General features: G+C 73.1%; 23 protein-coding genes. 8 read left to right on the forward strand and 15 right to left on the reverse strand.

What is annotated here, in order from left to right:
* Positions 1-5: 5 nt before the first annotated feature.
* Positions 6-2,600: a protein kinase domain-containing protein gene (locus ACZ7LS_RS26530; protein WP_385134174.1), complete on the reverse strand. Its 2,595-nt coding sequence runs from the start codon at positions 2,598-2,600 to the stop codon at positions 6-8.
* A 277-nt stretch (positions 2,601-2,877) separates the two neighbouring features.
* On the opposite strand from ACZ7LS_RS26530, the gene ACZ7LS_RS26535 reads away from it, so the two are divergent.
* Positions 2,878-4,143 (forward strand): APC family permease, encoded by a 1,266-nt coding sequence (locus tag ACZ7LS_RS26535; RefSeq protein ID WP_385134177.1) that lies wholly within the window; start codon positions 2,878-2,880, stop codon positions 4,141-4,143.
* A gap of 135 nt (positions 4,144-4,278) precedes the next feature.
* Here ACZ7LS_RS26535 and ACZ7LS_RS26540 read toward each other — a convergent pair whose 3' ends face one another.
* From ACZ7LS_RS26540 to ACZ7LS_RS26550, 3 genes are all read right to left on the reverse strand, one after another.
* A complete protein-coding gene (locus ACZ7LS_RS26540; RefSeq protein ID WP_385134217.1) occupies positions 4,279-5,031 on the reverse strand; it encodes an FAD:protein FMN transferase in 753 nt (250 codons plus the stop codon).
* Positions 5,032-5,120: 89 nt separating this feature from the next.
* Complete coding sequence (locus ACZ7LS_RS26545) at positions 5,121-5,570, reverse strand: FMN-binding protein (protein ID WP_382525878.1); 450 nt, start codon at positions 5,568-5,570, stop codon at positions 5,121-5,123.
* Between the two features lie 11 nt (positions 5,571-5,581).
* Positions 5,582-6,943, reverse strand: a complete 1,362-nt coding sequence (locus ACZ7LS_RS26550; RefSeq protein ID WP_385134180.1) for a ferredoxin reductase family protein — start codon at positions 6,941-6,943, stop codon at positions 5,582-5,584.
* A gap of 170 nt (positions 6,944-7,113) precedes the next feature.
* Here ACZ7LS_RS26550 and ACZ7LS_RS26555 point away from each other — a divergent pair, with 170 nt between their 5' ends.
* The 3 genes from ACZ7LS_RS26555 (at position 7,114) to ACZ7LS_RS26565 (ending at position 10,335) form a co-directional block, all read left to right on the forward strand.
* On the forward strand, positions 7,114-7,848 hold the full coding sequence (locus ACZ7LS_RS26555; protein ID WP_382525874.1) for a response regulator transcription factor: 735 nt from the start codon (positions 7,114-7,116) through the stop codon (positions 7,846-7,848).
* The gene (locus tag ACZ7LS_RS26560) at positions 7,848-9,362 is read left to right on the forward strand and encodes a sensor histidine kinase (protein ID WP_385134183.1); all 1,515 of its coding nucleotides are present in this window, start codon (positions 7,848-7,850) and stop codon (positions 9,360-9,362) included. The genes ACZ7LS_RS26555 and ACZ7LS_RS26560 overlap by 1 nt, the downstream gene beginning before the upstream one ends.
* A gap of 211 nt (positions 9,363-9,573) precedes the next feature.
* Entirely contained in the window at positions 9,574-10,335 is a 762-nt protein-coding gene (locus ACZ7LS_RS26565) for a response regulator (RefSeq protein ID WP_382525870.1), read from the forward strand.
* 48 nt (positions 10,336-10,383) lie between these two features.
* Here the strand turns inward: ACZ7LS_RS26565 and ACZ7LS_RS26570 are convergent, their stop codons facing one another.
* From ACZ7LS_RS26570 to ACZ7LS_RS26585, 4 genes are all read right to left on the reverse strand, one after another.
* Positions 10,384-12,117, reverse strand: a complete 1,734-nt coding sequence (locus tag ACZ7LS_RS26570) for a sensor histidine kinase (RefSeq protein ID WP_382872436.1) — start codon at positions 12,115-12,117, stop codon at positions 10,384-10,386.
* 76 nt (positions 12,118-12,193) lie between these two features.
* Positions 12,194-12,949, reverse strand: coding sequence for a helix-turn-helix domain-containing protein (locus ACZ7LS_RS26575; RefSeq protein WP_382525867.1), 756 nt, complete (start codon positions 12,947-12,949; stop codon positions 12,194-12,196).
* Positions 12,950-13,025: 76 nt separating this feature from the next.
* Complete coding sequence (locus ACZ7LS_RS26580) at positions 13,026-13,667, reverse strand: Rv1733c family protein (protein WP_382525865.1); 642 nt, start codon at positions 13,665-13,667, stop codon at positions 13,026-13,028.
* Positions 13,668-13,774: 107 nt separating this feature from the next.
* Positions 13,775-15,181 carry an alpha/beta family hydrolase gene (locus ACZ7LS_RS26585; protein ID WP_385134188.1) on the reverse strand — a complete coding sequence of 469 codons (1,407 nt, stop codon included), beginning with the start codon at positions 15,179-15,181 and terminating at the stop codon, positions 13,775-13,777.
* A gap of 272 nt (positions 15,182-15,453) precedes the next feature.
* On the opposite strand from ACZ7LS_RS26585, the gene ACZ7LS_RS26590 reads away from it, so the two are divergent.
* Positions 15,454-15,633 (forward strand): hypothetical protein, encoded by a 180-nt coding sequence (locus ACZ7LS_RS26590; RefSeq protein WP_385134191.1) that lies wholly within the window; start codon positions 15,454-15,456, stop codon positions 15,631-15,633.
* Positions 15,633-16,640, forward strand: coding sequence for a non-homologous end-joining DNA ligase (ligD, locus tag ACZ7LS_RS26595; protein WP_385134194.1), 1,008 nt, complete (start codon positions 15,633-15,635; stop codon positions 16,638-16,640). Before ACZ7LS_RS26590 ends, ligD begins: the two co-directional genes overlap by 1 nt.
* A 136-nt stretch (positions 16,641-16,776) precedes the next feature.
* Here the strand turns inward: ligD and ACZ7LS_RS26600 are convergent, their stop codons facing one another.
* From ACZ7LS_RS26600 to ACZ7LS_RS26630, 7 genes are all read right to left on the reverse strand, one after another.
* Positions 16,777-18,231: an MFS transporter gene (locus tag ACZ7LS_RS26600; RefSeq protein WP_382673302.1), complete on the reverse strand. Its 1,455-nt coding sequence runs from the start codon at positions 18,229-18,231 to the stop codon at positions 16,777-16,779.
* A gap of 90 nt (positions 18,232-18,321) precedes the next feature.
* Entirely contained in the window at positions 18,322-19,293 is a 972-nt protein-coding gene (locus tag ACZ7LS_RS26605; RefSeq protein WP_382673305.1) for an aminoglycoside phosphotransferase family protein, read from the reverse strand.
* A 70-nt stretch (positions 19,294-19,363) separates the two neighbouring features.
* The gene (locus tag ACZ7LS_RS26610) at positions 19,364-20,302 is read right to left on the reverse strand and encodes an aminoglycoside phosphotransferase family protein (protein ID WP_385134198.1); all 939 of its coding nucleotides are present in this window, start codon (positions 20,300-20,302) and stop codon (positions 19,364-19,366) included.
* Between the two features lie 99 nt (positions 20,303-20,401).
* Positions 20,402-21,178 (reverse strand): methyltransferase domain-containing protein, encoded by a 777-nt coding sequence (locus ACZ7LS_RS26615; protein WP_382525852.1) that lies wholly within the window; start codon positions 21,176-21,178, stop codon positions 20,402-20,404.
* 45 nt (positions 21,179-21,223) lie between these two features.
* Positions 21,224-22,210, reverse strand: coding sequence for an MASE1 domain-containing protein (locus ACZ7LS_RS26620; RefSeq protein WP_382525850.1), 987 nt, complete (start codon positions 22,208-22,210; stop codon positions 21,224-21,226).
* A gap of 113 nt (positions 22,211-22,323) precedes the next feature.
* On the reverse strand, positions 22,324-22,641 hold the full coding sequence (locus tag ACZ7LS_RS26625) for a hypothetical protein (RefSeq protein WP_382525848.1): 318 nt from the start codon (positions 22,639-22,641) through the stop codon (positions 22,324-22,326).
* Positions 22,642-22,828: 187 nt separating this feature from the next.
* Positions 22,829-23,383 (reverse strand): ATP-binding protein, encoded by a 555-nt coding sequence (locus ACZ7LS_RS26630; RefSeq protein ID WP_382525846.1) that lies wholly within the window; start codon positions 23,381-23,383, stop codon positions 22,829-22,831.
* 252 nt (positions 23,384-23,635) lie between these two features.
* Between ACZ7LS_RS26630 and ACZ7LS_RS26635 the strand changes: the two genes are divergently transcribed.
* The gene (locus ACZ7LS_RS26635) at positions 23,636-24,490 is read left to right on the forward strand and encodes a helix-turn-helix domain-containing protein (protein WP_385134220.1); all 855 of its coding nucleotides are present in this window, start codon (positions 23,636-23,638) and stop codon (positions 24,488-24,490) included.
* Positions 24,491-24,560: 70 nt separating this feature from the next.
* On the forward strand, positions 24,561-25,352 hold the full coding sequence (locus tag ACZ7LS_RS26640; protein WP_382525844.1) for an SAM-dependent methyltransferase: 792 nt from the start codon (positions 24,561-24,563) through the stop codon (positions 25,350-25,352).
* The last annotated feature ends 35 nt before the right edge of the window (positions 25,353-25,387 follow it).

Genomic DNA, 25,387 nt, shown 5'->3' on the forward strand with positions numbered 1-25,387 from the left:
GGCTGTCAGCCCGTCTTCCCGTCCAGCCGGAACGCGAAGATATCCGTCCCCAGGGCGACGGTGTACACGGCGCCGCCGAGCGTCATCGGGCGGCTCTCACTGGCGCCACCGGCGGTCTTGCCCTTCGGTTTCGTGGTCCACAGCTGGCTGCCCGTGGTCGCGTTGAGCACCGCCACCCTGCCCTCGCCCACGGGTACCAGAAGCCGGTTGCCCGCCGCGGTGGCGGGCGCGGCGCCCCCGACGCCCTCGGGCAGCGGACGTCGCCACATGCGCTTGCCCGTACGCAAGTCGTAGGCGTACGCGGCCGATTCGTCGGAGCCGTAGAAGACATCGTCGGCGAAGGTGCCGGTGCGGAACTTTCCGTCGACGTCGACGCGGTCGGGGTCGGTGCCCTTCGGCTTCTTCAGGTCCCACCGCAGGGCGCGGCGCGGTCCGTCGTCCCCCTCGCCCACCAGGAAGTGGATCACACCCGCCCGCACCTCGCACGCGAGGAGGGAGCCGGCGAAGTTGGTCCGCCGGAGTTCCTCGCCGCTCTCCGCCCCGTACGCCGCGGCGATCGTGCTCTCCCCGTACGCCTCGGTCGTGACGAGGACGCCGTCCCCGGCACACAGCGCCTGTCCCGTACCTGGTGGCGGACCGTCGATGGTCCACTTCTCCTTGCCGGTGGCCGCGTCGAGCGCTCTGAGTACCGTCGGCCGGCCTTCGGGGGCGTCGGCCATGAAGACCGTGTTCCGGCCGTCGTAGGCGGGGATGGCGAACTGCCGGTAGTGCTTGGCCCAGCGCGCCCCGCCGTCGGCGGTGGCGAGGCCCGTGAGCCGGGACATGCCACGGGAGATCCCGACCGAGGTCCAGCCGATCACGGTGTCCCGGCCGGCGCCGGCGATGCCCCGGTAGATGTAGCCATGGCCGTCGGGGTAGTCCTTCTTCCAGCGCTCGGCGCCGGTGGCGGGGTCCAGTTTGACCGCCTGACGGTAGGAGGTCGCGCAGTAGACGCCGCTGCTCACCGTCGCGCAGCTGCCACTGCCCAGCTCGTAGCTGCGCCCGTCGAGCGTGATGCGGCTGGTCCAGCCACGGAATCCGCCGGGCGGGTCGGGGACGGGGCCGAGGGCGTCGGTTCTGGGCGAAGGGGACGGCGTGGCGGGGAGCGAGGCGCCGGGCGAGGCGGATCCGGCCGGCCCTCCGCCTTTGTCGCCGGCCTGTTCGTCCTGGCCGCCGCCCTGGTTCACCACCCAGAGCGTGCCCGCCACGACGGCCGCCAGCGTGACGAGGGCGAGGGCGGTACGCCGCTTGGGGAAGCCGCCCCGTGGTTGTTCCGGGGCGGGCCGCGGCTCTGGGGACGGGGATACGGGGACGACCGCGGGTGCGGCTGCGGACGCGGGAGCGGGAGCGGGCGCGGCGTGTGTCTCGGCCCGCGCGAAGGCGGGGAGCCGCGGCGCCGGTCCGGGCTCGGCGACCGGCGGAGCGGACTGCCGGGTGGCCGGGTGGGCGGACTCGGTGGCCGGCTGAGCGGCGGGTCCGGTGACCGGGCCGGACCCCGGCCGGGCCACCGGCTCGGACTCCCGCGCCGGTGCGTTCGCGGTGGTGATCTCCGTCTCGGGCCGCGCTTCGGGCGGTACGTCGGGCGGTACGTCGGGCCGTAGTACGCCGGGCCGCACCTCGGCCCGCGCCTCCGGCTGCGCCGGGGATTCCGTACCCGCCGCCTCGGTCGACGTCGTCCCCGCCCCGGCCGCCGGGACCGTCTCGGCCGCCGGGACCGTCTCGGCCGCCGGGACCGCCGCGACCGTCGCATCCGCCCCCGACATCGCCGCCTCCGTCCGCTTCAGGAGGTCACCCACCGTGGGGCGCGCGCCCGGCTCCTTCGACAGACAGGGAGCGATCAACTCCCGCAGTTCGTCGGGGAGTCCGGTGAGGTCGGGCTCCTCGTGCGTGACCCGGTAGCCGCACACGAACGGGTCCGTCGCGTCGAAGGGGCCGTGCCCGGTCGCCGCGAACACCAGCACCGAACCCAGCGCGAAGACATCGGTGAAGGGCCCCGTCGCCTCACCCGCGCGGAACTGCTCGGGCGCCATGAAGGGCGGTGTGCCGACCACCAGACCGGTGCGGGTCAGCGGATCGCTGTCGACCGCCCGGGAGATCCCGAAGTCGATGACCCGCAGACCGTCCTCGGCGAGCAGCACATTGGCGGGCTTGAGGTCGCGGTGTACGAGACCGGTGCGGTGGATGTCGCGCAGCGCCTCCGCGAGGCCGGCCGCGAGGATCCGTATCTCCCCCGGGGGCAGCGGACCGTCCTCCGCCACCCGCGCGTGCAGCGTGCGCCCGGGTACGAACAGCGTGGCCAGCCAGGGCTGTTCGGCTTCCGGATCGGCGTCCACCACGGGCGCGGTGAAGGCCCCGCTGACCCGCCGCGCCGCCTCCACCTCACGGCGGAACCTGCTGCGGAACCCGTCGTCCTCGGCGAACTCGGGCCGGATCATCTTCACCGCGACCTGGCGTCCGGAGACGGACCGTCCGAGATAGACGACGCCCATGCCGCCCGCGCCCAGCCGTGACACGAGCCGGTACGCGCCGACGGAGCGTGGATCGTCCCCCCGCAAGGTCACCACTGGCCCCCATGAGTCGTTCGCCGCGGTATCGAGGCCGGTAATGACGGCCGGTCCCAAGCGAAGCCACCCTACCGGTGGGCGAGTCGGACGAGGACGGGAGGAGCGCACCGTCACCGACGGACGGCTCGCCTTGACCCGGTCCGGCCTGTGTCGCACGCGGTGCCGCCGGGGCCAGGGGCGGGCGCCGCCCGTTTGTCCGTCCCTCGTTATCGTACGGACGCGGACAGCCGCCCGCGGAGCGCGGTGTTGCCCGGCCAGGGGCGAGGAGCGAGCGATGGGTACGTCGGCGGGGTCCGCTGGAGCGGGCGAGCTGAAGCGGCGTCTGGGCCTGTTCGACGCCGTGGTGATCGGGCTCGGAGCGATGATCGGCGCGGGCGTCTTCGCCGCGCTCGCACCGGCCGCCTCGGCGGCCGGGTCCGGGCTGCCGCTGAGCCTGGCGGCGGCCGCGGTGGTGGCGTACTGCAACGCCACGTCCTCCGCGCGACTGGCCGCGCGCTACCCGGAGTCCGGCGGCACGTACGTCTACGGCCGCGAGCGGCTCGGGGACTTCTGGGGTTATCTGGCCGGCTGGGGCTTCGTGGCCGGCAAGACCGCCTCCTGCGCGGCGATGGCCCTGACGGTGGGCGCGTACGCGTGGCCCGGCCGGGCGCACGCGGTGGCGGTGGCGGCGGTGGTGGCGCTGACGGCGGTGAACTATGCCGGCGTGCGGAAGTCCGCGTGGCTGACGAGGGTCATCGTCGCGGTCGTGCTGGCCGTCCTGGCCGCCGTGGCCGTGGCCTGTCTGACCGGTGGGACGGCCGAGGCCGCGCGGCTGGACATCGGCGCGGACGCCACCTTCGGCGGGGTGCTGACGGCGGCCGGGCTGCTGTTCTTCGCCTTCGCGGGCTATGCGCGCGTCGCCACGCTCGGTGAAGAGGTCCGCGACCCGGGCCGGACGATTCCCCGGGCGATCCCGCTCGCCCTGGGCGTCACGCTGGCCGTGTACGCGGGCGTCGCCCTCGCGGTCCTCGCGGTGCTCGGGCCCGACGGCCTGGCCGGGGCCGCCGCGCCGCTGGACCAGGCGGTCCGCGCCGCCGGGGTCCCGGGGCTGGCCCCGGTGGTGCGGGCCGGGGCCGCGGTCGCGGCGCTCGGCTCGCTGCTCGCGCTGATCCTCGGTGTCTCCCGTACCACGCTGGCCATGGCCCGTGACCGGCATCTGCCGCACGCCCTGGCCGCCGTCCACCCGCGCTTCGGGGTGCCGCACCGCGCGGAGCTCGCGGTCGGCGCGGTCGTCGCTGTCCTGGCCGCCACCGCCGATGTGCGCGGCGCGATCGGTTTCTCGTCCTTCGGCGTGCTCGCCTACTACGCCGTCGCCAACGCCGCCGCCTGGACGCTCACCCCGGCCGAGGGGCGCCCCGCCAGGATCGTGCCGGTCCTGGGCCTGGCCGGTTGCCGGGTCCTGGCCATCGCCCTGCCGACGGCCTCGGTCGTGTGGGGAACCGTGGTGCTCGCGGCCGGGGCCGCCGCGTACGGCCTGCGCAGGGCGGTCGCCCGCCGCTGACGCCCACCCGCCGCCGAGCCGCGCGCTCCGGCTCCCGCTCCGGTGGGGCCGGGTGGCCGCGGCGACGGTGTCGCCCGTGAGGAGCCGTGCTCCGCGTGCCGGGACGGACCGGAGTGAGCCCGCCAGGCGGCGAGTTCAGTGACCGGATACGCGGGCCCGTGTACGCGGCGGCGTTTCACCGGGGAATCCGCTGGTGCGCCATGACCCGCCGTCCGGTGTCACCGCGAACCCCTCGTAGCCGTCGAGTGATTCCAGCCAGTCCCGTGCCGCCTCCCCCATGGCGAAGGCGGCGGTCGCGTACGCGTCGGTCATGGTGAGCCGGGCACCGACCACCGTGACGGACGCCGGGCCGCACGCCGGCGTGCCGTGGTGGGGGTTGAGGATATGGGCTCCGCGTTCCGTCTCGCCCGAGGTGGCGATGGCCAGGTCGCGGCCGCTGACGACCGTGCAGAACTCCCCCGGGCGCAGGGGGTCCGCGATCCCGACGCGCCACGGGGAGCCCGGCGCCGCCTCTCCTGCGAGCTGCAGGTCCCCGCCGCCGTTGACACAGGTGTTGTACGCGCCCGCCTCGCGCAGGATCCGCGAGGCACGTTCGACCGACCAGCCCTTGACCAGCCCGGACGGGTCGAGGACACCGCCCGCGAGATGGCTGAACCAGCCGCCGGTGTGCCGTACGGCCCGCTTGCAGAGGGTGAGGACCTCGCGCACCTCGGCGGAGCACTCGTCGAGTCCGGTCTCTCCGCGTGCGAGCCGGCAGATGACGCTGTCGGGGCGGTATGTGGAGTACACCTCGTCGACGTGGTGCAGCCAGCGCACCGCCTCGCGCAGCGCGGCCTCGACGGCGGGCGTGCGCGGGTCGCGCATGTCGAAGGAGAAGACGGTGCCCATCGCGTGCTCGACGTGGCGCCACCCGCCGCGCTCCGGCGCCTCGCCCGGACCCGCGCGCGTACCTGTTTCCCGATCCGTCTCGGACACCGTCAGACACCGGCCTTGTCGAGTGCGCTCTGCAGGGACTGGATGTAGCCCTGACTGGTGTAACTGGCGCCCGAGACCGCGTCGATGTGCGCGCTGTGGGCGGTGAGCGCCTCTTGCGTCAGCCGGGGCACCGCGTAGGCGGTGATCTGCTGGTCGCGGCCGGATCCGGACGGCACCTGGACCACCTTGACGTCGGTGAGCCTGCCGCCCTGGACGGTCGCGGCGACCTGCACCGTCCCGTACCGGGTGTCGACGGGGTCACCTGTGTAGGTGCCGTCGACCGGGTGCGAGCCGCTCGCGGCGGGCTCGGACCGCGTCGGCGAGGGGGCCGTCCCGCCCGGCGGTGTGCCCCCGCCGAGCGCGGGGATCGCGGCGGTGTGGTGCGGTTTGAGCGCGAGCAGCAGGACGATCAGGGAGCAGGTCGACGCGGCGGTGAGGACGGCTCGTCGCACGGTGGGTCTCCTCAGAACTCGAACGACTCGTGATGGATATGACGGCGCGGCACCCCGGCGCCGCGCAGCGCGCGTATCGCGGCGCCGGTCATACCGGGCGGGCCGCACAGATACACCTCGTGCGCGGCGAGGCCGGGCACCAGCCGGCTCAGCGCCCGCGCCGTCAGCGGCGAGGAGTACGCGGCCGGTTCGTCGACGATGTAGTGCACGACAGCGCGGCGGGCCGCCGCTATCGCGTCGAGTTCGGCGCGCAGGGCGAGGTCCTCGGGGCGGCGGGCCCGGTAGATCAGCGTCACCTCGCCGGGGAGCGTCTCGAACAGCGCCCTCAACGGTGTGATCCCGACACCGCCCGCCAGCAGCAGCACCTTCCGCGACGCGCTCCGGGCCGCGGTGAAGGAACCGTACGGCCCCTCGGCCCACACCCGGGTCCCCGGCCGCAGCCGCGCCAGCGCGGCGCTGTGACCGCCCGCCTCCTTCACCGTGATCCGCAGCCGGTGGTCGAGTGGCGGCGCGGAGAGTGAGTACGGGTTGGCGGCCCACCACAGGCCCGGTGCCAGGAAGCGCCAGCGGAAGAACTGCCCCGGCCGCGCGCCCAGTTCGTCCAGGCGCTCGCCGCTGAGATGGACGGATACGACGCCGGGCGCCTCGTACCGGAGGCCGGCCACACGCAGCCGGTGGCGCAGCGCCCGCCGTACCGGGACCAGGAAGCGGTACCAGCCGGTGAGCGCGGCGACTCCCAGGTACACCGTGTACCAGGCCGCCTGGGCCGGCCTGTTGGCGACGAAGTCGGCGCCGTTGCTCAGCTGGTGGAAGAAGGCGAGGAAGATGGCCAGATACGTGGCGAAGTGCAGGTAGTGCCAGGTCTCGTAGCGCATCCTGCGCCGCGCGGCCCGCGCCGAGACGATTCCGGTGCCCGCCAGCAGCAGGAAGGCGGCGGTGGCCTTGAGCATGTCCGGGTAGGCGCGCAGGAGTGTGGTCGTCTGGTCCGCCACGCCGGCGTGTGCGGTGAGGGAGTAGCCCCAGATGATCAGCAGGGTGTGGGCGAGGACCAGCGAGAGGGTGTAGCGGCCGCCCATCGCGTGCCAGCGCGCGAGCCGGTCGGTGCCGACGCTGTGGTCGAGGAGCGGTATCCGCGCCATCAGGACCACCAGTACGGCGCAGGCGTACCCCGCCAGGAGTCCGGTGATGCGGCCTGCGTCGGTCAGCCACCCGCCCGCGCCCACGACCGAGGCCGTGTCCCGCCACCACAGGGCGAGGACACCGGCGGCGCCCGCCCAGATCGCTCCGAGCGTCACCGCGGGGACGGCGGAACGCGGCCGCCGCGGCCCCAGCGCGCGGTCCGGGATACGGCGCGCGTGGGTCGCGCTGGTCATGGGTCCCCTTTCCGCCGGTGGCCGCCGGCATCGTTTCCACCGGCCGCCGCCAGCCTGGCAACCCAAGCTCTGAGAACTCTCTGAGCGCCCTCGTTCCGGGCGTATTCAGAGGGAACTCAGAGCAAGCCCTGAAGCACACACCCCGTGCCGCGGGAGATGCTGTAGGGACCATGGAGAGCTACAGCCACCCACCCCGTCTGTACGGCAGCGACGGCGGCCCGGTGCGGGTCCTCGTCGTCGATGACGAGCCGGACCTCACGGAGGTCCTCTCCGGCGTGCTGTCGGGCGAGGGCTGGGAGGTGCGCACCGCGGCCGACGGCGCGTCGGCCGTCGCCACCGCCCGCGCGTTCCGTCCGCACGCCGTCGTCCTGGACTGGATGCTGCCCGACATGGACGGTCTGAGGGTGCTGCACGGGCTGCGCGGAGAGCTGGAGCACGTGTGTGTGCTGTTCCTGACCGCGCGCGACTCCGTCGAGGACCGGATCGCCGGAATCACCGCGGGCGGCGACGACTATGTGACCAAACCCTTCAGTCTGGAAGAGGTGCTGGCCCGGCTGCGCGGGCTGCTGCGGCGGGCGGGCATGGCGCGCGAGACGGACGGCGACCGGCTGCTGGCCGTGGGGGACCTGGTGATGGACGAGGAGGCCAGGGAGGTCACGCGTGGTGGTGATCTCGTGGAGCTGTCCCGCACGGAGTTCGAGCTGCTCAGGTTCCTGATGCGCAACCCCCGCAGGGTGCTGTCGAAGGCGCAGATCCTGGACCGGGTCTGGTCCTACGACTTCGGTGGCCGCGCGCATGTCGTGGAGCTGTACATCAGCTATCTGCGCAAGAAGATCGACACGGGGCGGCCCGCGATGATCCATACCGTGCGCGGCGTGGGCTACGTACTCAAGCCGGAGTCCTGATGCCGACACCACCGCGACGGCTGCTGTCCCGCGCCTCGCTGCTGCCCCGTACGCTGCGCGGTCAGCTGACCACGGGGCTTGTCGTGCTCCTCGCCCTCGCCTGTCTGGCGGTGGGTGTCGGTACGGCCTTCGCGCTCGAAGGTTTCCTCGTCGGCCGTATCGACCAGCAGCTTTCCGCGTCCGGGGGGAGGTTCCCAGCGAGTCTGGAACACGAGGCCGCTCCGGACGGCGACAACCGCGCCGACACCAGGGGCCAGTCGAAGGGCACGTTCGGAGCCCGGCTGCTGCGGGGCACCACCACACAGGCGGCTGTCGTCAGGAACGAGGGCGACTCGGCGGTACGGCTCACGGCGGACGACCGGCGCGCACTCGCCGCGCTGCCCGTCGACGGGGAGGGTCATACGCTCCGGCTGTCCGCGCTGGGGCACTACCGGCTCGCCGCCGTCAAGGGCGACGACGGGGATGTGCTGATCACGGGACTGCCGCTGCGCCCCGTCGAGGAAACCGTGCACCGGCTGGAGTGGGTGGAGGCGGCGGTCTTCGGCGCGGCCCTGATCGTCACGGGAACCCTGGCGGCGCTGTGGGTACGGCTGTCGCTGCGCCCGCTGCGCCGGGTGACGAGCACCGCGGCGAACGTGGCCGAGCGCCCCCTCGCCAGCGGAGAGGTCGCCATGCCGGACCCCGTACCGGTCACGGATCCGCGCACCGAGGTGGGCCAGGTCGGGACCGCGCTCAACCGCATGCTCGGGCATGTGGGCAACGCCCTGGAGCGACGGCAGGCCAGTGAGGAACGCCTGCGCCACTTCGCCGCGGACGCCAGCCATGAACTGCGCACGCCCGTGGCCAACATCCGCGGGCACGCGGAACTCGCGCTCCGGCACAGGGGCCCCGTACCGCGCGAGGTACGGCGGGCGCTGGACCGTATCCAGTCCGAGTCGGAGCGTATGAGCCGGCTGGTGGACGACCTGCTGCTGCTGGCCCGTATCGACGCGGGGCGCGCCCTCGACCGCGGCCCCGTGGACCTCACACGGCTCGTGCTCGACGCCACGGACGACGCGCGGGCCGCCGGCCCCGGCCACCGGTGGGTGCTCGATCTGCCGGAGGAGGCCGTGACCGTGACGGGCGACGAGCACCGACTGCACCAGGCCGTCGGCAACCTCCTCGCCAACGCCCGCGCCCACACACCGCCCGGTACCCGGGTCACCGTCCGGCTGGCGGCCGGCGGGGACGAGATCCGGCTGAGCGTGACCGACGACGGCCCCGGTATTCCGGGGGAACTCCAGCCGGAGATCTTCGGCCGTTTCGTACGCGCGGACGTCAGCCGCTCGCGGGCGGCGGGCAGCACGGGGCTGGGGCTCGCCATCGTGTACGCGGTGGTCACCGCGCACGGCGGCACGGTCGGTGTGGAGAGCGCCCCCGGGCGCACCGTGTTCAGGATGGTTCTCCCCGCGTCGGCTCTCCCCGCGTCGCCGCCCGGGGAGCCCGGCGCGCAGGACCGCGGCCCCGGCGTCTGACGGACGAGCGCGCGATGTGCCCGCACGCACGCGTCGTCGGGGCGCGGCCGGGGCCCGGACAGGGCGCTCCGGGGACCTGGACGGCCCATGCGCGGGCCCCGTTCGGCCCTGGTACGCCCACCGGAGCCCGCGCCACGATGGAGAGGTGGCGCCACGATGGAGGCCCTGGCCGGATACCGGGGCGGGGCCCACGACGGCGCGGAGGTCGGGCATGGACGAGGCACGGGACCTGGACTTCTCGGCGCGCGAGCCGGCGCGCGAACCGGCGCGGGACCCCGCGCGGAAGCCCATCCGGGTGTTCCTGCTGGACGACCACGAGGTCGTCCGGCGCGGGGTGCGGGATCTGCTCGACGCGGAGCCGGACATCGAGGTGGTCGGTGACGCGGGCTCGATGGACCACGCCCTGGCCAGGGGCCCGGCGCTGCGGCCCGACGTCGCCGTTCTCGACGTACGGCTGCCGGACGGCGACGGGATCACGGTCTGCCGGGAGCTGCGGTCGCGGATGCCCGGCCTGGCCTGTCTGATGCTCACGTCGTTCGACGACGACGACGCGCTGCTCGACGCGATCATGGCCGGGGCGGCGGGCTATGTGCTGAAGGAGATCAAGGGCTCGGATCTGGTGGACGCCGTGCGTACGGTCGCCTCGGGCCGCTCCATGCTCGACCCGGCCACGACGACCCGGCTGATGAGCAGTCTGCGCGGCGGGGACGCGGAGGAGGAAGAGCGGCGGGAGCCCGACGCGCTGTCCGGGCTGTCGCCCCGCGAGCGCGAGATCCTCGGGCTGATCGGCGAGGGGCTGACCAACCGGCGGATCGGCGAGCGGCTCTATCTCTCCGAGAAGACGGTCAAGAACCACATCTCGCGGCTGCTGGCCAAGCTCGGTGTCGAACGGCGCATCCAGGCCGCTGTCCTCGCCACCGAGGCCGCCCCGCACGCGGCGGGACCACCGGACCCCGGCCAGGGGAGCCGCTGAGCGGGAGTGGCCGAGCCACGCACGCGGCGGCAGCGGCGGCGCACGGGCTCAGCAGGGGTCGACGGGCACGGTCCATACGAGGCGGGTGCCGCGCCGACCGGCTCCGCCGTGTCCGGCCGCTTCGACCGTCATCCGGCCGCCCAGCGTCTGCGCTCTCCCGGCGAGGTTGTCCAGGCCGCTTCGGGGGCAGTCCGGCGCCAGGCCGACCCCGTTGTCCGAGACGGTCAGGGTCAGCCGGCGCTCGCGGACGACGAGGGACACCTCCGCGCCGGTGGCGCGCGCGTGCCGGGCCACATTGCTGAGCGCCTCGCCCAGGACGGCGACGACATGGTCGGCGACCGCCGACGGCACGTCCGTGTCGATGAGCCCCTCCATGCGCAGCGACGGCGTGAAGCCGAGGGGGCGTACGGCCTGTTCGACCGCCGCGGTGGCGCGGACCCGCAGCCCCTGCCGGGTGCGTCCCGTGTCATGGGCGCGCAGACCGAAGATCGTCGAGCGGATGATCTTGATGGTCTCGTCGAGATCGTCCACGGCGCGCAGCAGCCGCTCGCGCGCCGCGGGGTGGTCCACGAAGCGCAGGGTGCTCTGCAGGGTCATACCGGTGGCGAAGAGCCGCTGAATGGCCAGATCGTGCAGGTCACGGGCGATCCGGTCACGGTCCTCCAGCAGGGTGAGCTGTTCCGCGGAGCGCCGGCGCCCGGCGAGTTCCATGGCGAGCGCCGCCTGTCCCGCGAAGGCCAGCAGCGGCGCCGTCTCGGCCTCGGTGAACGGGGCCTTCCCCCGGAGCCTGGCCAGCAGCAGGACGCCGCGCACGCCGTCCCGCGCCACCATCGGCACCGCGACGGCGGGCCCCAGGCCGTCCCACCCCGGCGGGCCCGCGGTGCTCCGCGGATCGGTCTCGATGTCCAGGCTGATCAGCGGCTTTCCCGCGTGCAGGGCGGCTCCCACGAACGAGCCCTCCCGGGGCAGCACCAGTCCGTCGTGCGCTTCGGCGTCGACTCCGGTGGCGAACGCGACGCGCAGGACGTCCCCGCCCTCGTCGGGCAGTGCCAGCGCCCCGAGGTCGACGGAGAGGACACGGCGCGCGTGGTCGACGACCAGGGGGAGCACCTGGGTCTCGTCCGTACCGGACAGCAGACCGGCGACGATCTCCGCGTTGGCCTCCAGCCAGCGCTGCCGGTCCCGGGCCTTCTCGTACAGCCGCGCGTTCTCGATGGCCACCCCGGCGGCCATGGCGAGGGTGGACAGGACGGTCTCGTCCTCGTCGTCGAAGTCCCTGCCGCCCCTCTTCTCGGTGAGGTAGAGGTTGCCGAACACGGTGTCGCGCACTCTGATCGGCACGCCGAGGAACGAGTGCATGGGCGGATGGCTGGGCGGAAACCCGTACGACTCCGGATGGTCCGAGATCTCGGAGAGCCTCAGGGACTCGGGGTGACGGATCAGTTCGCCCAGGATTCCATGGCCCTCGGGCAGCCGGCCGATGGTGTCCATCTCGTCGGCGGTGAGGCCGACGGGCAGGAAGCGGGAGAGCGTCATCCCCTCGCCGATGACGCCGAGCGCGCCGTACTCGGCGTCCACGAGCACCACCGCGGCCTCCACGATGTGCCGCAGCACCTGCGACAGGTCCAGCTCCCGGCCCACCGACAGCACGGCTTCCAGCAGGCTCTGCATCGATTGCGGCGTCCCGTGCCGGACAGCGTCCAGCCGCGCCTGCAACTCCTCCGGGAGGACGTCCAGCCGTCTCGGGGCCTCCTCGGCCCGCGTGTTCCCGTCGTCGCCCACGGTCCCTCCGTCGCGGCCGGGCTCGGGACCGCTGACCAGCCGCACTTCCACCGTAAGCGCTGCGGGGGAGGTTGGCTCAGGCGGACGACCGGGGGCCGTGGTGCACCTGGATCCGGCGCCCGGTGACCTGTGCCGGGGTGATGGCGATCCACAGACCGCGGTCGCCTCCGGCCCAGGCGGTGGTGTGCGCCAGCTCCTCCAGCCGCAGCACCCGGTCCGGGTCGGTGACCCGCTGTGCCGCGCCGACGACGAGCACGCTCCAGCCCTGGCTGAACGCCTCGTCGATATGGTCCACCTCGAAGGCGACCTCATGGCCGGCGGCCGCCGCGGGCGCGGCGTCCGGAGCGGTCCTGTACGCCACCAGTTCACCGTCGACCGTGTAGTTCACGGGAAAGATCGCGGGCTCGCCGTCCCGCGTCACCGCCACTCTGCCCACTCCGTGGGTGGACAGCAGCGCCCGGGACTCCGCGGTGTCCAGCGGGATCAGCTCGGGGTGATACCCGGCCGCGCCGATTCCGGGCGGGAGGTCCGTCGTGGCGCCGGTCAGCTCCGTGACGGTGGTCTCCAGCGCGTCGGCGAGGCGCAGCAGGAATCCGGTTCCGGGCGACGCCGAGTGCTCCTCCAGATACTGGATGTAGCCGGGCGCCGAGCCGGCCCGTACGGCCACGTCCTCGCGCGTCAGCCCCAGTTCCCGGCGCCGTGCGACGACCCGCCGGCCCAGGTCGGCGCGGTGCGGGACGGGGTCTCCCGGCCGGAAGCCGTCTTCCGGTCCCCCTCCCGTGGTCCCGCCCGTGGTCCCGCCTGTGGTCCCGTCTGTCGTCCTGTCCGTCATGGTGGCTCTCCCACGAGTCGGGGATGGTCCTCGTACGCCCGGGTCCGCGGCACCGGGGACGGCCCGCGCCGGCGTCTCAACGGTCGCTCCGGTGGGACCACTTGGGCTCGACCAGGGACCATTCCTTCTCCCACCGCGCGTCGAGCCGCCGGTCGAGCGACCGGTGGAACCCCGCCCGCGCGCCGCTCACCAGCGCGCCTGCCGTGGCCGCGGCCACGATCCCGGCGGACACTCCGGCGGTGAGGGCCACGGACGAGTTCTCCGGGGGCAGGGTGATCCGGTCCGCCCTGTCCACCCAGATACGGACCGACGTCCCCTTCTTCTGGCCCTCGAAGGCGACGGTCCTGCCGGTGTGTTTCCCGCTCGTGTCGGTCCAGGTGACCGGCGCGCTGCCCACCGAGCCCCCGGGGAGGGCGACCGGCACGAGATGGCTCGTGTCCGCGGTCAGATGGGCCGTGACCTGGTGCTTTCCCAGGTTCTGGGAGTGCGCGATCCCTTGGTAGTGGTCGTAGGTCAGGCTGCCCGCCGCCCATCCCGCGAGCGGGAGGCCGATGATCAGTACGACCATCAGGAGTATGTCGACGCAGAACCGCAGCCGGTCGGCCGGCCGGCGCAGCGGATTGCCGCCCCCGGCGGCGTGCGGATGTCCCGGCCCGTGCTTCCGGTGCCTCCAGTGCTTCCGGTCGTTCCTGGGGTCCCGTGGATCCGGCGTCCGCATGGTCCGGCCTCCTGAGCTCGACTCGATTGAGTTCCCGGGTTCCGCGCGGTGTCATCAGCGCGGTGTCATCGGCGTTGTGTCATCGGCGTGGTGTCATCCGTGCCGTGTCAATGGCCCGCGCGCTGCGCACTCGGGGACAGATGTTCCGTGAGCCATGCGCGGGCCAGGTCCGCCACGGCTCCGAGAGCGCCCGGCTCCTCGAACAGATGGGTCGCCCCGGGCACCACGTCGAGCCGGTGCTCGCAGTGCATACGCTCGGCCGCCCGGCGGTTCAGGTCGAGCACCTGTGTGTCCGCGCCGCCGACGATGAGCAGGGTGGGCGCCCGTACGTCCGCGAGCGCTTCGGCTGCCAGGTCGGGACGGCCGCCGCGGCAGACCACGGCCTTGATGTCCGCGTGCGGCTCGGCGGCGGACAGAAGAGCCGCCGCCGCGCCCGTACTGGCTCCGAAGTAGCAGACCGGCGGGGCGTGTTCGGCTCCCAGCCAGGCGGTGGCCAGCGTGAGCCGCCGGGCCAGCAGCGGGATGTCGAAGACGTTGGCCCGGTCGCGTTCCTCCTCGGGGGTGAGCAGGTCGAACAGCAGCGTGCCGAGGCCCGCCCGGTTCAGCCGCTCGGCCACCGACCGGTTGCGGGGGCTGTGCCGGCTGCTGCCGCTGCCGTGGGCGAAGACCACCACGCCCGGCGCGCCGTCCGGCAGTGTCAGCTGTCCGGGCAGCTCGCGGCCGTCGATGGTCATCTCGACGTCCCGTTCGACGGCCCGGAGGCGGGACGGCGGGTCCGCCGCGCGGCCACCGCCGGCCTCCGTACCCTCCGCGGCACTCGCCGTATCCTCCGTACTGCTCGCCGTACCCTCCGTGGTGCTCCTCGTGGCGCCCCCGGCGGAGGCCAGGCGGTCGTTCAGCAGCTCCACGACCTCGGTGTCACCGGTCTGGGAGAAGTCCGTGTACCACTGGCCCACCGAACCGAAGTAGTCCGGCGAGTACAGGCACACCACCTCGTCGGCCTGCTCGCCCAGCTCCGCCAGCGCTCCCGGCGGGGCCACGGGTACGGCCAGCACCACCCGGGCCGCACCGCGTGCCCGTGCCACCTGGCAGGCGGCGGACGCGGTGGAGCCGGTGGCGATGCCGTCGTCGACGATCACCACCGTCCGCCCGGTGAGCGCGGTGGGCGGTCGCTCCGCGCGGTAGGCACGGAGGCGCCCCTCCAGCGCGGTCCGCTCGGTCAGTTCCACCGCGGCGCGCTCGCGCGGCCCGAGCCGGGCGGCCCGGACCACATCGTCGTTCAGGATGCGTACCTCGCCCTCGCCGATGGCGCCGAACCCGAGCTCGGGCCTGGACGGCACTCCGAGCTTCCGGACGGCGATGACATCCAGCGGCGCGTCGAGCGCGCGGGCGACCTGGTACGCCACCGGGATCCCGCCACGCGGCAGGCCCAGCACCACAGGGTCGTCGAGGCCCAGCCGCGCCACTTCCTCGGCGAGCTGTATCCCGGCGGTCGTTCGGTCGGCGAAGCGCATGCCCGCCTCCTCTCCCGGAGCCCCGCTTCCACCGCACCACGCGGTCCGTACGCGCCGACAGGGGCCAAGAGACCCATGGCGGTACCGTCCGGCCCTATCGCCCCGGGATCCCCGTACCCGTACCCGTACCCGGGCTCCCCGGGACAGCGGTGACCCGCGGTTGCCGATGGGGAACCGCTCCCCGATGCTCGGACTCGGGGTCGCCCGCGCGGCGGGCCGGGCCCGGAGACCTGCCGGAGCGAGCCGTCATGGCGGCAGGAAGGCGGAACGCCATGCACGACACGGACGGGCTGGCGCGGTACCGCGCCAAGCGGCACTTCGACCGTACGGACGAGCCCCCCGGCGAACCCGGGCGGGCCGCGCCCGGTCCCCGGCGGGCACGGTCCGCGCGTACCGGCCGTACTCCCCGCCAGGTGGTCCGGGCAGACGTGCCCGGGTGGGGCGCGCGGTGATGACCGGAATCCTGGAGACGCTGCCGGCCGCCGAGCGCCTGAGGCTGACCGCCGCGCGGCCGGGCGTCGAGCTGGCGTCCCGGCCGATGCTCGCCACCCTGAGCGACCGCCGGGAGTTCGACGACGAGTGGATCTTCGAGCGCAAGCTCGACGGGGTCCGTGTGCTCGCGGTGCGGGACGCGGGCGGCGTACGTCTGCTGTCGCGCAATGGCGTGCGGCTGAACAGCACCTACCCGGAGATCGTGGACGCCCTCGCCGCGCAGGACCGCGCCGACTTCACCGTGGACGGCGAGATCGTCGCCTTCGCTGACGGCCGTACCGACTTCGCCCTGCTCCAGAAGCGGATGGGGATCTCCGACGCCCGCAGGGCCCGTGCCACCGGGGTCGCCGTCACCTACTGCCTCTTCGACCTCCTGCGGCTCGACGGCGCCGATGTCACCGCGCTCCCCCTGCGCTCACGTAAGTCCCTGCTGCGCAGGGCCTTCGTCCTCCGGCCCCCGCTGCGGTTCATCACGCACCGCAACCACGGCGGCCAGGAGTCGCTGGACGAGGCGTGCGCACGGGGCTGGGAGGGGCTGATCGCCAAACGGGCCACCGGCCGCTACCAGCCCCGCCGGTCCCCCGACTGGCTGAAGCTCAAGTGCCTGCGCGCGCAGGAGTTCGTCGTCGGCGGCTTCACGGAACCGTCCGGTTCGCGCACCGGCTTCGGGGCGCTGCTCCTCGGGTACTACGAGGACGGCCGGCTGCGCTACGCGGGCAAGGCGGGTACGGGGTACGACCGCGCGACCCTGCGGGAGCTGCGCCGCCGGCTCGACGAACTGGCCCTGGACCACTCGCCGTTCGCCGACCCGGTCCGTGAACGCGCCCCGCACTGGGCGCGCCCGCGAATCGTCGCCGACATCGAGTTCACGGAATGGACGCGGGACGCGATGCTGCGCCACCCCCGGTTCCGTGGGCTGCGTGACGACAAGGATCCGGCCGAGGTGGTACGGGAGCGAGCCGCGTGACCGGTGGCGCCCCCGCACGCCCGCCGCGCCTCTCCAGTCATGCCCGCCCCACCGGTTCGCCTCACCGCCAGTTCGCCTCACCGCCAGTTCGCCTCACCGCCAGTTCGCCTCACCGCCGGTTCACCTCACCCCCGGTTCACCTCACCGCCGACAGCGGCTCCGCGATGTCCTCCAGCGCCCGGCGTTCGGCCCGTACCGCGAGGAACGCCGCCACCAGCCCCGCCGCGCACATGAGCCCGGCGCCGATCCGGAAGGCCAGCGCCGTGTCCCCGACCACCCCGGACGCCGTGAGGTCCGCGAAGACCAGCGGGCCGCTGATACCGCCCGCCGCCGTACCGAGCGCGTAGAAGAACGCGATCGCCATGGCGCGCGTCTCCATCGGGAAGATCTCGGAGACCGTGAGGTACGCGCTGCTGGCGCCCGCCGACGCGAAGAAGAGCACCACGCACCAGCACGCGGTGAGCGTCGCGGCCGTCAGTGAGCCGCGGTCGAAGAGCCACGCGGTGCCGAAGAGCAGGACGCCCGACAGCAGATAGGTGCCGGAGATCATGATCCGGCGGCCGACCGTGTCGAAGAGCCTGCCGAGCAGCAGCGGGCCGACGAAGTTGCCGGCGGCGATGACCGCGAAGTAGTAGCCGGTGTGTCCCGTCGCGACACCGAAGAACGTGGTCAGGATCGTGCCGAAGCCGAAGGTGATCGCGTTGTAGAGGAACGCCTGCCCGATGAAGAGCGACAGGCTCAGCACGGCCCGCTTGGGGTACCGGCGGAAGACCGTCCTGGCGATGAGGCCGAAGCCGACGCTCTCGCGCTCGTGGATCGTGATCCGAGCGGCCGGCGGAGGGAGTTCCCGTTGTTTCTCCTCCTCGATGCGCCGTTCGACGGAATCGACCAGCTTCTCCGCCTCCTCGCCGTGCCCGTGGATGAGCTGCCAGCGGGGGCTCTCCGGTACGTGCCGTCGTACGAGGAGGATGGCCAGGCCGAGGACGACGCCGAGTCCGAAGGCGAGGCGCCATCCCACGTTCTCGGGGAGGAGTCCGGTGTTGAGCATCACGATGGACAGCAGCGAGCCGCCCACGGCCCCCAGCCAGTAGGTGCCGTTGATGATCAGGTCGACACGTCCCCGGTAGACGGACGGGATCAGCTCGTCGATGGCCGAGTTGATGGCCGCGTACTCACCGCCGATGCCGAATCCGGTGAGGAAGCGGAAGACGAAGAACCACCAGGCGTCGAAGGACAGCGCGGTCATGGCGGTGGCGCTGAGGTAGACCGCGAGGGTCACCATGAACAGCTTCTTGCGGCCGTAACGGTCGGTGAGCCGGCCGAAGAACAGCGCGCCCGCGCACGCGCCCGCCACATAGAGCGCGGCGGCGACGCCCGTGACCTGGGCCGAGGTGATCGCCAGACCGCTGCCCGGCTCGGACAGACGTCCGGCGATATTGCCGACGATCGTGACTTCGAGGCCGTCCAGAATCCAGACCGTGCCGAGACCGATCACGATCATCCAGTGCCAGCGCGACCACGGCAGCCGGTCGAGCCGTGCCGGGACGGCCGTGGTGAGGGTGCCGGGCTCCGGTGCGGCAGGCGGCGTCATCGCATCCCTCCCGCCGTCGCGTTCGTCCGTGCGTCGCCTCGCGTACGTCGCACGGCACCACTATCCGACGGCTCCGCCCGCCGCGCCGGTTCACCTGCGGGCGGACAGCCAGCGCAGGGACGCCAGTCCGAGCCCCGTCATCATGCCCTCCAGCCTCGGGTCCCCGGTGGAGTCCATGGAGCAGGCCGCGGCCAGGAGGAACCCCGCCTGCGCCGAAATGAGTACGTCGACCGCCTCGGGGTCGACGCCGGCCAGCAGCGGATGGCGCGCGGCGTACGGTTCCGGATCGATCCCGGAGAGCGCCACGCTGCCGAGCAGCATCACCACGTCGGCGTACGCGGGCCCCACCCAGGCGTGCGGCCAGTCCACGACGACGACACGGTCGTCGGTGAGCAGCACGTTGAACGGGTACAGGTCTCCGTGCGTGAGGGTGTCTCCGGCGGTCGCCTCGCCGAGCCGTGCCTCCAGCGACAGATGTGTCTCCAGTTCGCGGGCGGCCCGGGGCGCGATCTCGGTCAGCTTCGCCAGCGCGCGGGGATGGTTCGTCAGCCGCTCCCAGCCGCCCAGCCGTGGCGCCGGGAGGGCCACCGCGACAGGTGGCGCCGGGGTGAGCCGTCCGGCCAGGTCGGTGAGGGCGTCGAGGACCCGCTCCAGTTCGGTCTCGCGCCACGGCTGCGCGGGAAGCGTTCCGTCGATGTCCTCGAAGACGAGTGCCACCCACGCGCCGTCGTCGTAGGTGCCCAGCAGCCGTGGCGCGGGCAGCCCGGACGGCAGCCCGGCCGCCACCGCGCCCTCCCGGCGGTGGAAAGCGCCCACCGCGGTCGCGGCGACCGTATCGACGGCCTTGGCGAACGCCCTGCGGCCGTCGGACAGTTCCAGCCGGACCGCGAGGCCGTCGGAGAATCCGCCCTGCTGGCTGATGGCCGCGGCCACCGTCCCCTGGAGTACGTCCTCGATCCCCGCCTTCACCGTGCGCGGCAGTCGCTCCCAGGGAATGCGTCGGCTGCCGGTGTGCGAGGGAAGAGGCACAGGGGTGCCCCAGGAAGTGTGGTTGGTTGGCATGTTCTGAGCTTAGCGGGGCGGCCGATGCTGTCGGGAGGGCCGGGGCGCGGGCGGGCAGGGCGGTCGGAGGTCAGACGGGCCACCGGCTGTTCGCCCGGTGGCGCGACAGGATCGTGGCGATGGCGACCTGGGCCGGTTCCAGCGCGGTTTTGCCGTCCTCGATGTCCCACAACGCGTTCTGCAGTACGCGGCCCAGTGTCCAGCCGGTGGCGCGTTGCCGGTCGAGGCCGAGTGCCTCGGTCAGGAGGTCGAAGCGGCGCAGCACCACGCCCGTGACGTCGCCGGTCGCCACCACCTCGTCCCATCGGTTGTCCAGCCCCGGCAGCAGATCGAACCCGGGGTCGCCGGCCAGTGGTTCGGGGTCGATGGCCAGCCATGGTTCCCGCTCGCCCGCGAGGATGTTGTCGTAGTGCAGGTCCCAGTGCAGCAGGCGGTCGCCGGGCTCGCGGACCAGCTCGGCCACCGCGGACGCGCAGGTCCGTACGAGCCGTCGCTCGGCAGGGTCGCGCAGTGCCGGTGCGGCGCGCGGCGCCTCGTCGACCATGGCGGCGGCGATGTCGGCCAGCCGCCGTACGCCCTCCGGCGCGGGCACCGCGACCAGCCGCGCCAGCAGACCGGCGAGCACGCGCATGGCGGCGGTGTCATCGGCCGCGGACGACAGCGGCCGGGCCGCGTCCAGCCGTTCGAGCAGCATGACGCCGGTGTCCTGGTCGTGGTCGAACAGCCGGACCACACCGTCGCCGTTCCAGACCCGCAGACCGGTCGCGGCATGGGCGTTGTCCTCGCTGACCGGCTGGAGTTTCAGCGCGGCGGGCGTACCGTCCGCACGGGTCACCGGCAGCACGAGACCGGCCATGCCGTGCCCGGCGGGACCGTCGGGCCGGAGCGTCCAGCGGTCCAGGGAGTCCGCGACCAGTCCGGGAAGCGCGGCGATCCAGGCACGGCCGTTCACGTCGCCCGGTTTGCCGTAGGACGCGGCCAGCGCGTCGGGGATGTCGATGCCTCTCATCGAAGTCGAGGCTATGCCACGGCCGTTCGCGGGACGAGGCCCGGTGCCGGTCGCGGAACAGGACATCGGCAGGAGCACCGCGCCAGGTCCGGCCGTACGTCAAACCCTGCGGCAGACCACGCTGATCAGGGTGAAGGAAGCGAAGAACGGCCCTTCGGAGAGGGCGGCGAACCAGCGGCGGCCGCGCGTTTCGTCGATGACACCGTCTTCGATCGCCCGCTGCACGTTGCGGCCCAGACCCAGCGTGTGATCGGCGTCCTGGAAGTCACGGAAGACCGGGGTCGTGGCGAGGACGGTCTCCACGGTGAAACCCGCCCGGACGGCCAGGCGGGCGAGGCCGCGGCCGACCGTGGCGTGCCGGACCACCCGCGAAGTGGTGTACCGCGTGAAGGCGCGGCTGGTGTCGAGGTCCTCCGCGTCGACGGCCAGGGTGTCCCAGTCGGGTTCGGTGAGACCGATCAGTGCTCCCGGCCGGGTGACCAGGTGGAGCTGGGCGAGGACACCGGCGGGTTCGGCGACATGCATCAGCACCCGGTCGGTCTTCACCCGGTCCACTGTGCCCGGTTCCACGGGGAGGGCGTGGGCGTCCCCCTCGCGGGTCTCGACCGCGGGGAGAGCGTCCGTACGCAGCCGGGCCTCGGCGAGCATGGCCGGGTCACGGTCCACGCCGATCACCGTGCCGTCCGGGCCGACGCGTTCCGCCAGTGCCGGCAGGTCGGTGCCCGGGCCGCATCCCACGTCCAGCGCGGTATGGCCCGGCCGTAGGTCCAGCAGATCAAGCACTTCCCGCTTGTACGCGCGGCCCGCGTCGGCGGCGGCGGCGCGCAGCATGTAGGCAGCCTGGTCGGGCCGGGACACACCGAGGTTCATGGACATGGGAGGAGTCAAACACTCCGGTCCGGCGCGCGTCAGCCGGTCGGGTCAGCCGCTCTCCTCGTCCCCCTCCAGCGGCCTCAGTCGCGCCATCTCCGCCGGCGCGAGCCGCTCCACCACCTCCGCCAGCGCCTCGCACGCCTGCTCGATCTTCAGCCGGATGTTCTTCTGCTCGGTGACGACCGCCGCCACCAGCAACGAGGTCAGTGCCACCGATCCGTTGAGCACCTGGAGGCTGATCAGCCGCTCCGTCAGGCTGTGATGGTGGAAGGCACCCTCGCGCTTGGTCGCCTCCAGGACCGCCACGACGGAGACGAACAGCGCGTACGGCGCGCTCCCGGCGAGCTGGAAGCGCAGCGCCGCCCAGATGAGCACCGGGAAGAACAGGAAGATCAGGGTGAGGGACATCGTGATGGCCAGCGGGGTGATGATGATGGCGGCCACCACCACGGCCGTCCCCTCCACCCAGCGGTCGGGCGACAGCGGCAGCCGGATACGGCAGATGAGGAGCAGGAAGGGCGTGACCAGCAGCACCCCCATGGCGTCACCCGCCCACCACGCCAGCCAGGTCGGCCAGAAACCCACCGGGAGTTTGCCGTGGAGCACCAGCATGGCCGTTCCCACCGTGGCGCTGATCAGCATCCCGGCGAGGGCGCCCAGGAACACCAGCGCCACCCCGTCCCGCAGCCGGTCCAGTTCGATACGGAAGCCCACGCGCCGCAGCAGCAGATAGGAGCAGAGCGGTGCGAGGGTGCAGCCCGCCAGGACGCCGGGCGTGACGGCGTTCAACGGGTCGAGCGTCACGACGTGGAAGAGGACGCCCAGGGTGATCCCCGGCCAGATCCCGGGGCCCAGCAGGAACAGACAAGTCAGGGCGATACCGGTGGGCGGCCAGAGGGGTGACACATCCGCGCCCTCGACGCGCACGACGCCCTCCATCGCGCCGATGCGCGCGCCCGCGTAGTAGGCGACGGCGACGCCAAGGATCCGGAGTGAAGCTACGAACAGACCCCGGACCTTCTCGCTGCGTGCCACACAGCCATCAGACAATGCCCGCCGCCCGCTCAGGCCATGACACGCACCGCCGGAGCGCAGACATCACCCTCTCCCGGCGCCGGTCGGACAGCGCGGGCGGCCGGTTCGCCGGGTCAGCTCAGCTCGAAGAGCCGCTCGTCCTCGTAGACGAGACGGTCCGGGTCCGAGTCGGCGCAGGTCGCCACCGTGGCGGTGGACACGACACGCAGCCCCAGCTGCTCGGCGCGCTCGCCCAGTCCGGCGCCGCCGCAGTCCGCGAGCACCAGCGTGAACGCCTGCCGCTCGTTCATGACGTACGGCTCTCCGTATCCCAGTTCGGCCGCGGCCTCGGGGTCGCACCGCGCGATCTGCCACGCGCGGTGCATCAGCAGTCCCGGATCCTCGATCACGAGGTGACGGGTCTCGGTGACGGTGACGGCCAGCCGGGCCACGCCGGAAGCGGCGGTACGGGCAGGACGAACAGCACGGCCAGGAGGGCAGGGGGCGCCGCCGGGGACGGCGGCCGGGGCCGGGCCGGGGCCGGGGGTGACGGCATGGGCGGGGCCGGGAAGGCTGGCTCCCGCATCGGAAACAGAGCGTGACAGAGAGGACATCGGTGGCTCCCGTCGAGGGGAAGAATCAGGTGTCACCCGTGGTGACGGTGGCCCAGGACCGGGCGCGGTACGGGCAGGGGAGCGCGGTCGTCCGCCCGTGGTCGGCCGCCAGCGCGGCGATGACGTCGAGGCCCCTGCCGTGCTCGCCGGCCAGTTCGTGCGGGCGGCTGCTCGTCGCCGGTCCCCCGTCGTCCACGGCGATACGCACGCTGCCGTCCGTACGCCGTTCCAGATGAGCGCGGATGGGGCCGCGGGCGTGCAGTACGGCGTTGGTGACCAGCTCCGACATGACCAGCAGGACGTCATCGGCGACCTCGTCGGCGATGACGTCACCGGCCGGACACGACCAGTCGGCCAGCGTGGCGCGGGTCCACTGCCGGGCGCGCCGGCAGGAGTGGTCGTCGCGGTCGAGGCTCAAGGACGTCCGGAGGGAGGACTCGTTCCGTGAGGTCCGACGGGCGTCGCTCGGCACGATCCGGCATGTGTCGCCGCGAGAGGACTGGCCGTCCCACGGGGCCTGACGGCCGATCCACGCGGTCGGCCGGGCGGTGACACCGTCGAGAAGCCGGACGCTGGTCATGCGGGCCTCCGGGAACGTGGGGGAAGGTTCCCGACGCGCAACCCGCCATGGGCTCCGATCGGTCCCTTCCCGGAGGATGCGGCTCGGGCAGATAGGGACATACTCATCACTGTCGGAGCACTGTGCCCCATATGCAACGTGCGGAGTGTGCACGATGAGCAAGCTGCGCACGGTGTCGCACAGCCACGAGACCGGCACAACGGCAAGACCGGCACGGCGGCGAGATCGGGAGCGTTCCCGGAGAGGCGGCGGATCATGAGACCGAGGTCCGGGCCCACGGTGCACCACGCCGTCCTGGCCGCCCGGCTCCTGTCGCTGCGCGTGGGCGCCGGGCTGTCGCTGACCCAGGCGGCGACGGCGCTGGGCGCGCACCGGACGACGGTCATGAGAATCGAACGGGCCGAGACGGCGCTCGACGCGGGCCAGGTACGGACACTGCTGGAGCGCTACGGGGCCGGCCAGGAGGAGATCAGGCAGTTCCTCGGCGAACTGGCCACCGCCAATCTGCCGGGCTGGTGGCATCCGTGGCGGGATGTGATGGACCCATGGGCCCTGGACCTGATGAACGTGGAATCCGCGGCGCGCATGGTCCGCCTCTGGCATCCGGCACTGGTGCCCCCGCTGCTGCGCACCCCGGCGTACGCCCGCGCGGTGGAGGAGACGCTCGGCGCCGCCGACCGGTCACCCGCCGACCGCGCCAGGCGCGTCGAGCTGCTGACCGAGCGCCGGGCCCGGCTGATGGAGCGGGGGACACGGATCTGGGCCCTGATGACCGAGGCCGCGGTGCGCACACGCGTGGGCGACGGGGGCATCATGGAGGAGCAGCTCGCCGCGCTGCGTGATGCCGCCGCCCACCCGGACGTCACCCTTCAGGTCGCACGGCTGACCGATCCACCGCATCCGCTGACCGGAGTGGCCGGTCTGACCCTGTACCGGGTGGATGTGCCCGAGATCCCGGACCATGTGGTCCGGGAGAGTCCCGTGGGTCCGGCCGACGTCTGGAGCGACACCGCGACCGTGACGGCGTACCGGACGCTCATCGACCAGGCGTGTGCCGCCGCCCCGCACCCGTCCGCCCCGCTCCCCTACCCCGTGCCCCTCGTCTGACCGCCTTTACGTGAAGCCGTTGTCCGACGACGCTTACCTGACAGCCGACCAGTGACCGAAGGGATCCGCCGTGCCGGATGAGACTCCCCGTCGTATCGACACGACCGTGCCGCACTCCGCGCGCATCTGGAACTACTGGCTTGGCGGCAAGGACCATTTCTCGGCCGACCAGGTGGCCGGGGACGCCTACCGCGAGGTCTTTCCCCTGATCGAGACGTTCGCCCGGGAGTCGCGCGGCTTTCTGCGGCGCTCGGTCACCTATCTCGCGGCGGAGGCGGGGATGAGGCAGTTCCTCGACCTCGGAGCCGGACTGCCGACCGTCAACAACACGCACGAGGTCGCGCAGCGCATCGCGCCCACCGCGCGCGTCGTGTACGTGGACCACGACCCGCTGGTCCTGCTGCATGTGCACGCGCTGCTCACCTCCACCGCCGAGGGCGCCACCGCCTACATCGAGGCGGATATGCGGGACACGGACGCGGTGCTGGACGGCGCGGCGGAGACCCTCGACATGTCGCGGCCGGTCGCACTGGTGATCTCGGACGTGCTCGGCCACATCGTCGACCTCGACGAGGCCCTGGCCCTGGTCAGGCGGCTCGTGGACCGGTTGCCTTCCGGCAGCTGTCTGGCCCTGAGCCACGCGGCGGCCGCGGACGAGGGACACGCGGCGGCGCAGGAGACGTACAACGCGTCCGGGGCCGTCCCGTACATCCTCCGCACGCCCGAACAGATCGCGAGGTTCTTCGACGGGCTGGAGCTGGTCGAACCGGGTGTCGTGTCCTGGCCGCACTGGCACCCCGACGCCACCACCACCTCGGTCGCCGAGCGGGGAGGCTGGGGCGGCGTCGCCCGTATCCCCTGACCTCCCCGACCGCCCGACCGCGCACCTCCCGTCGG

The sequence above is a fragment of the Streptomyces sp. NPDC039430 genome, assembly GCF_055639435.1.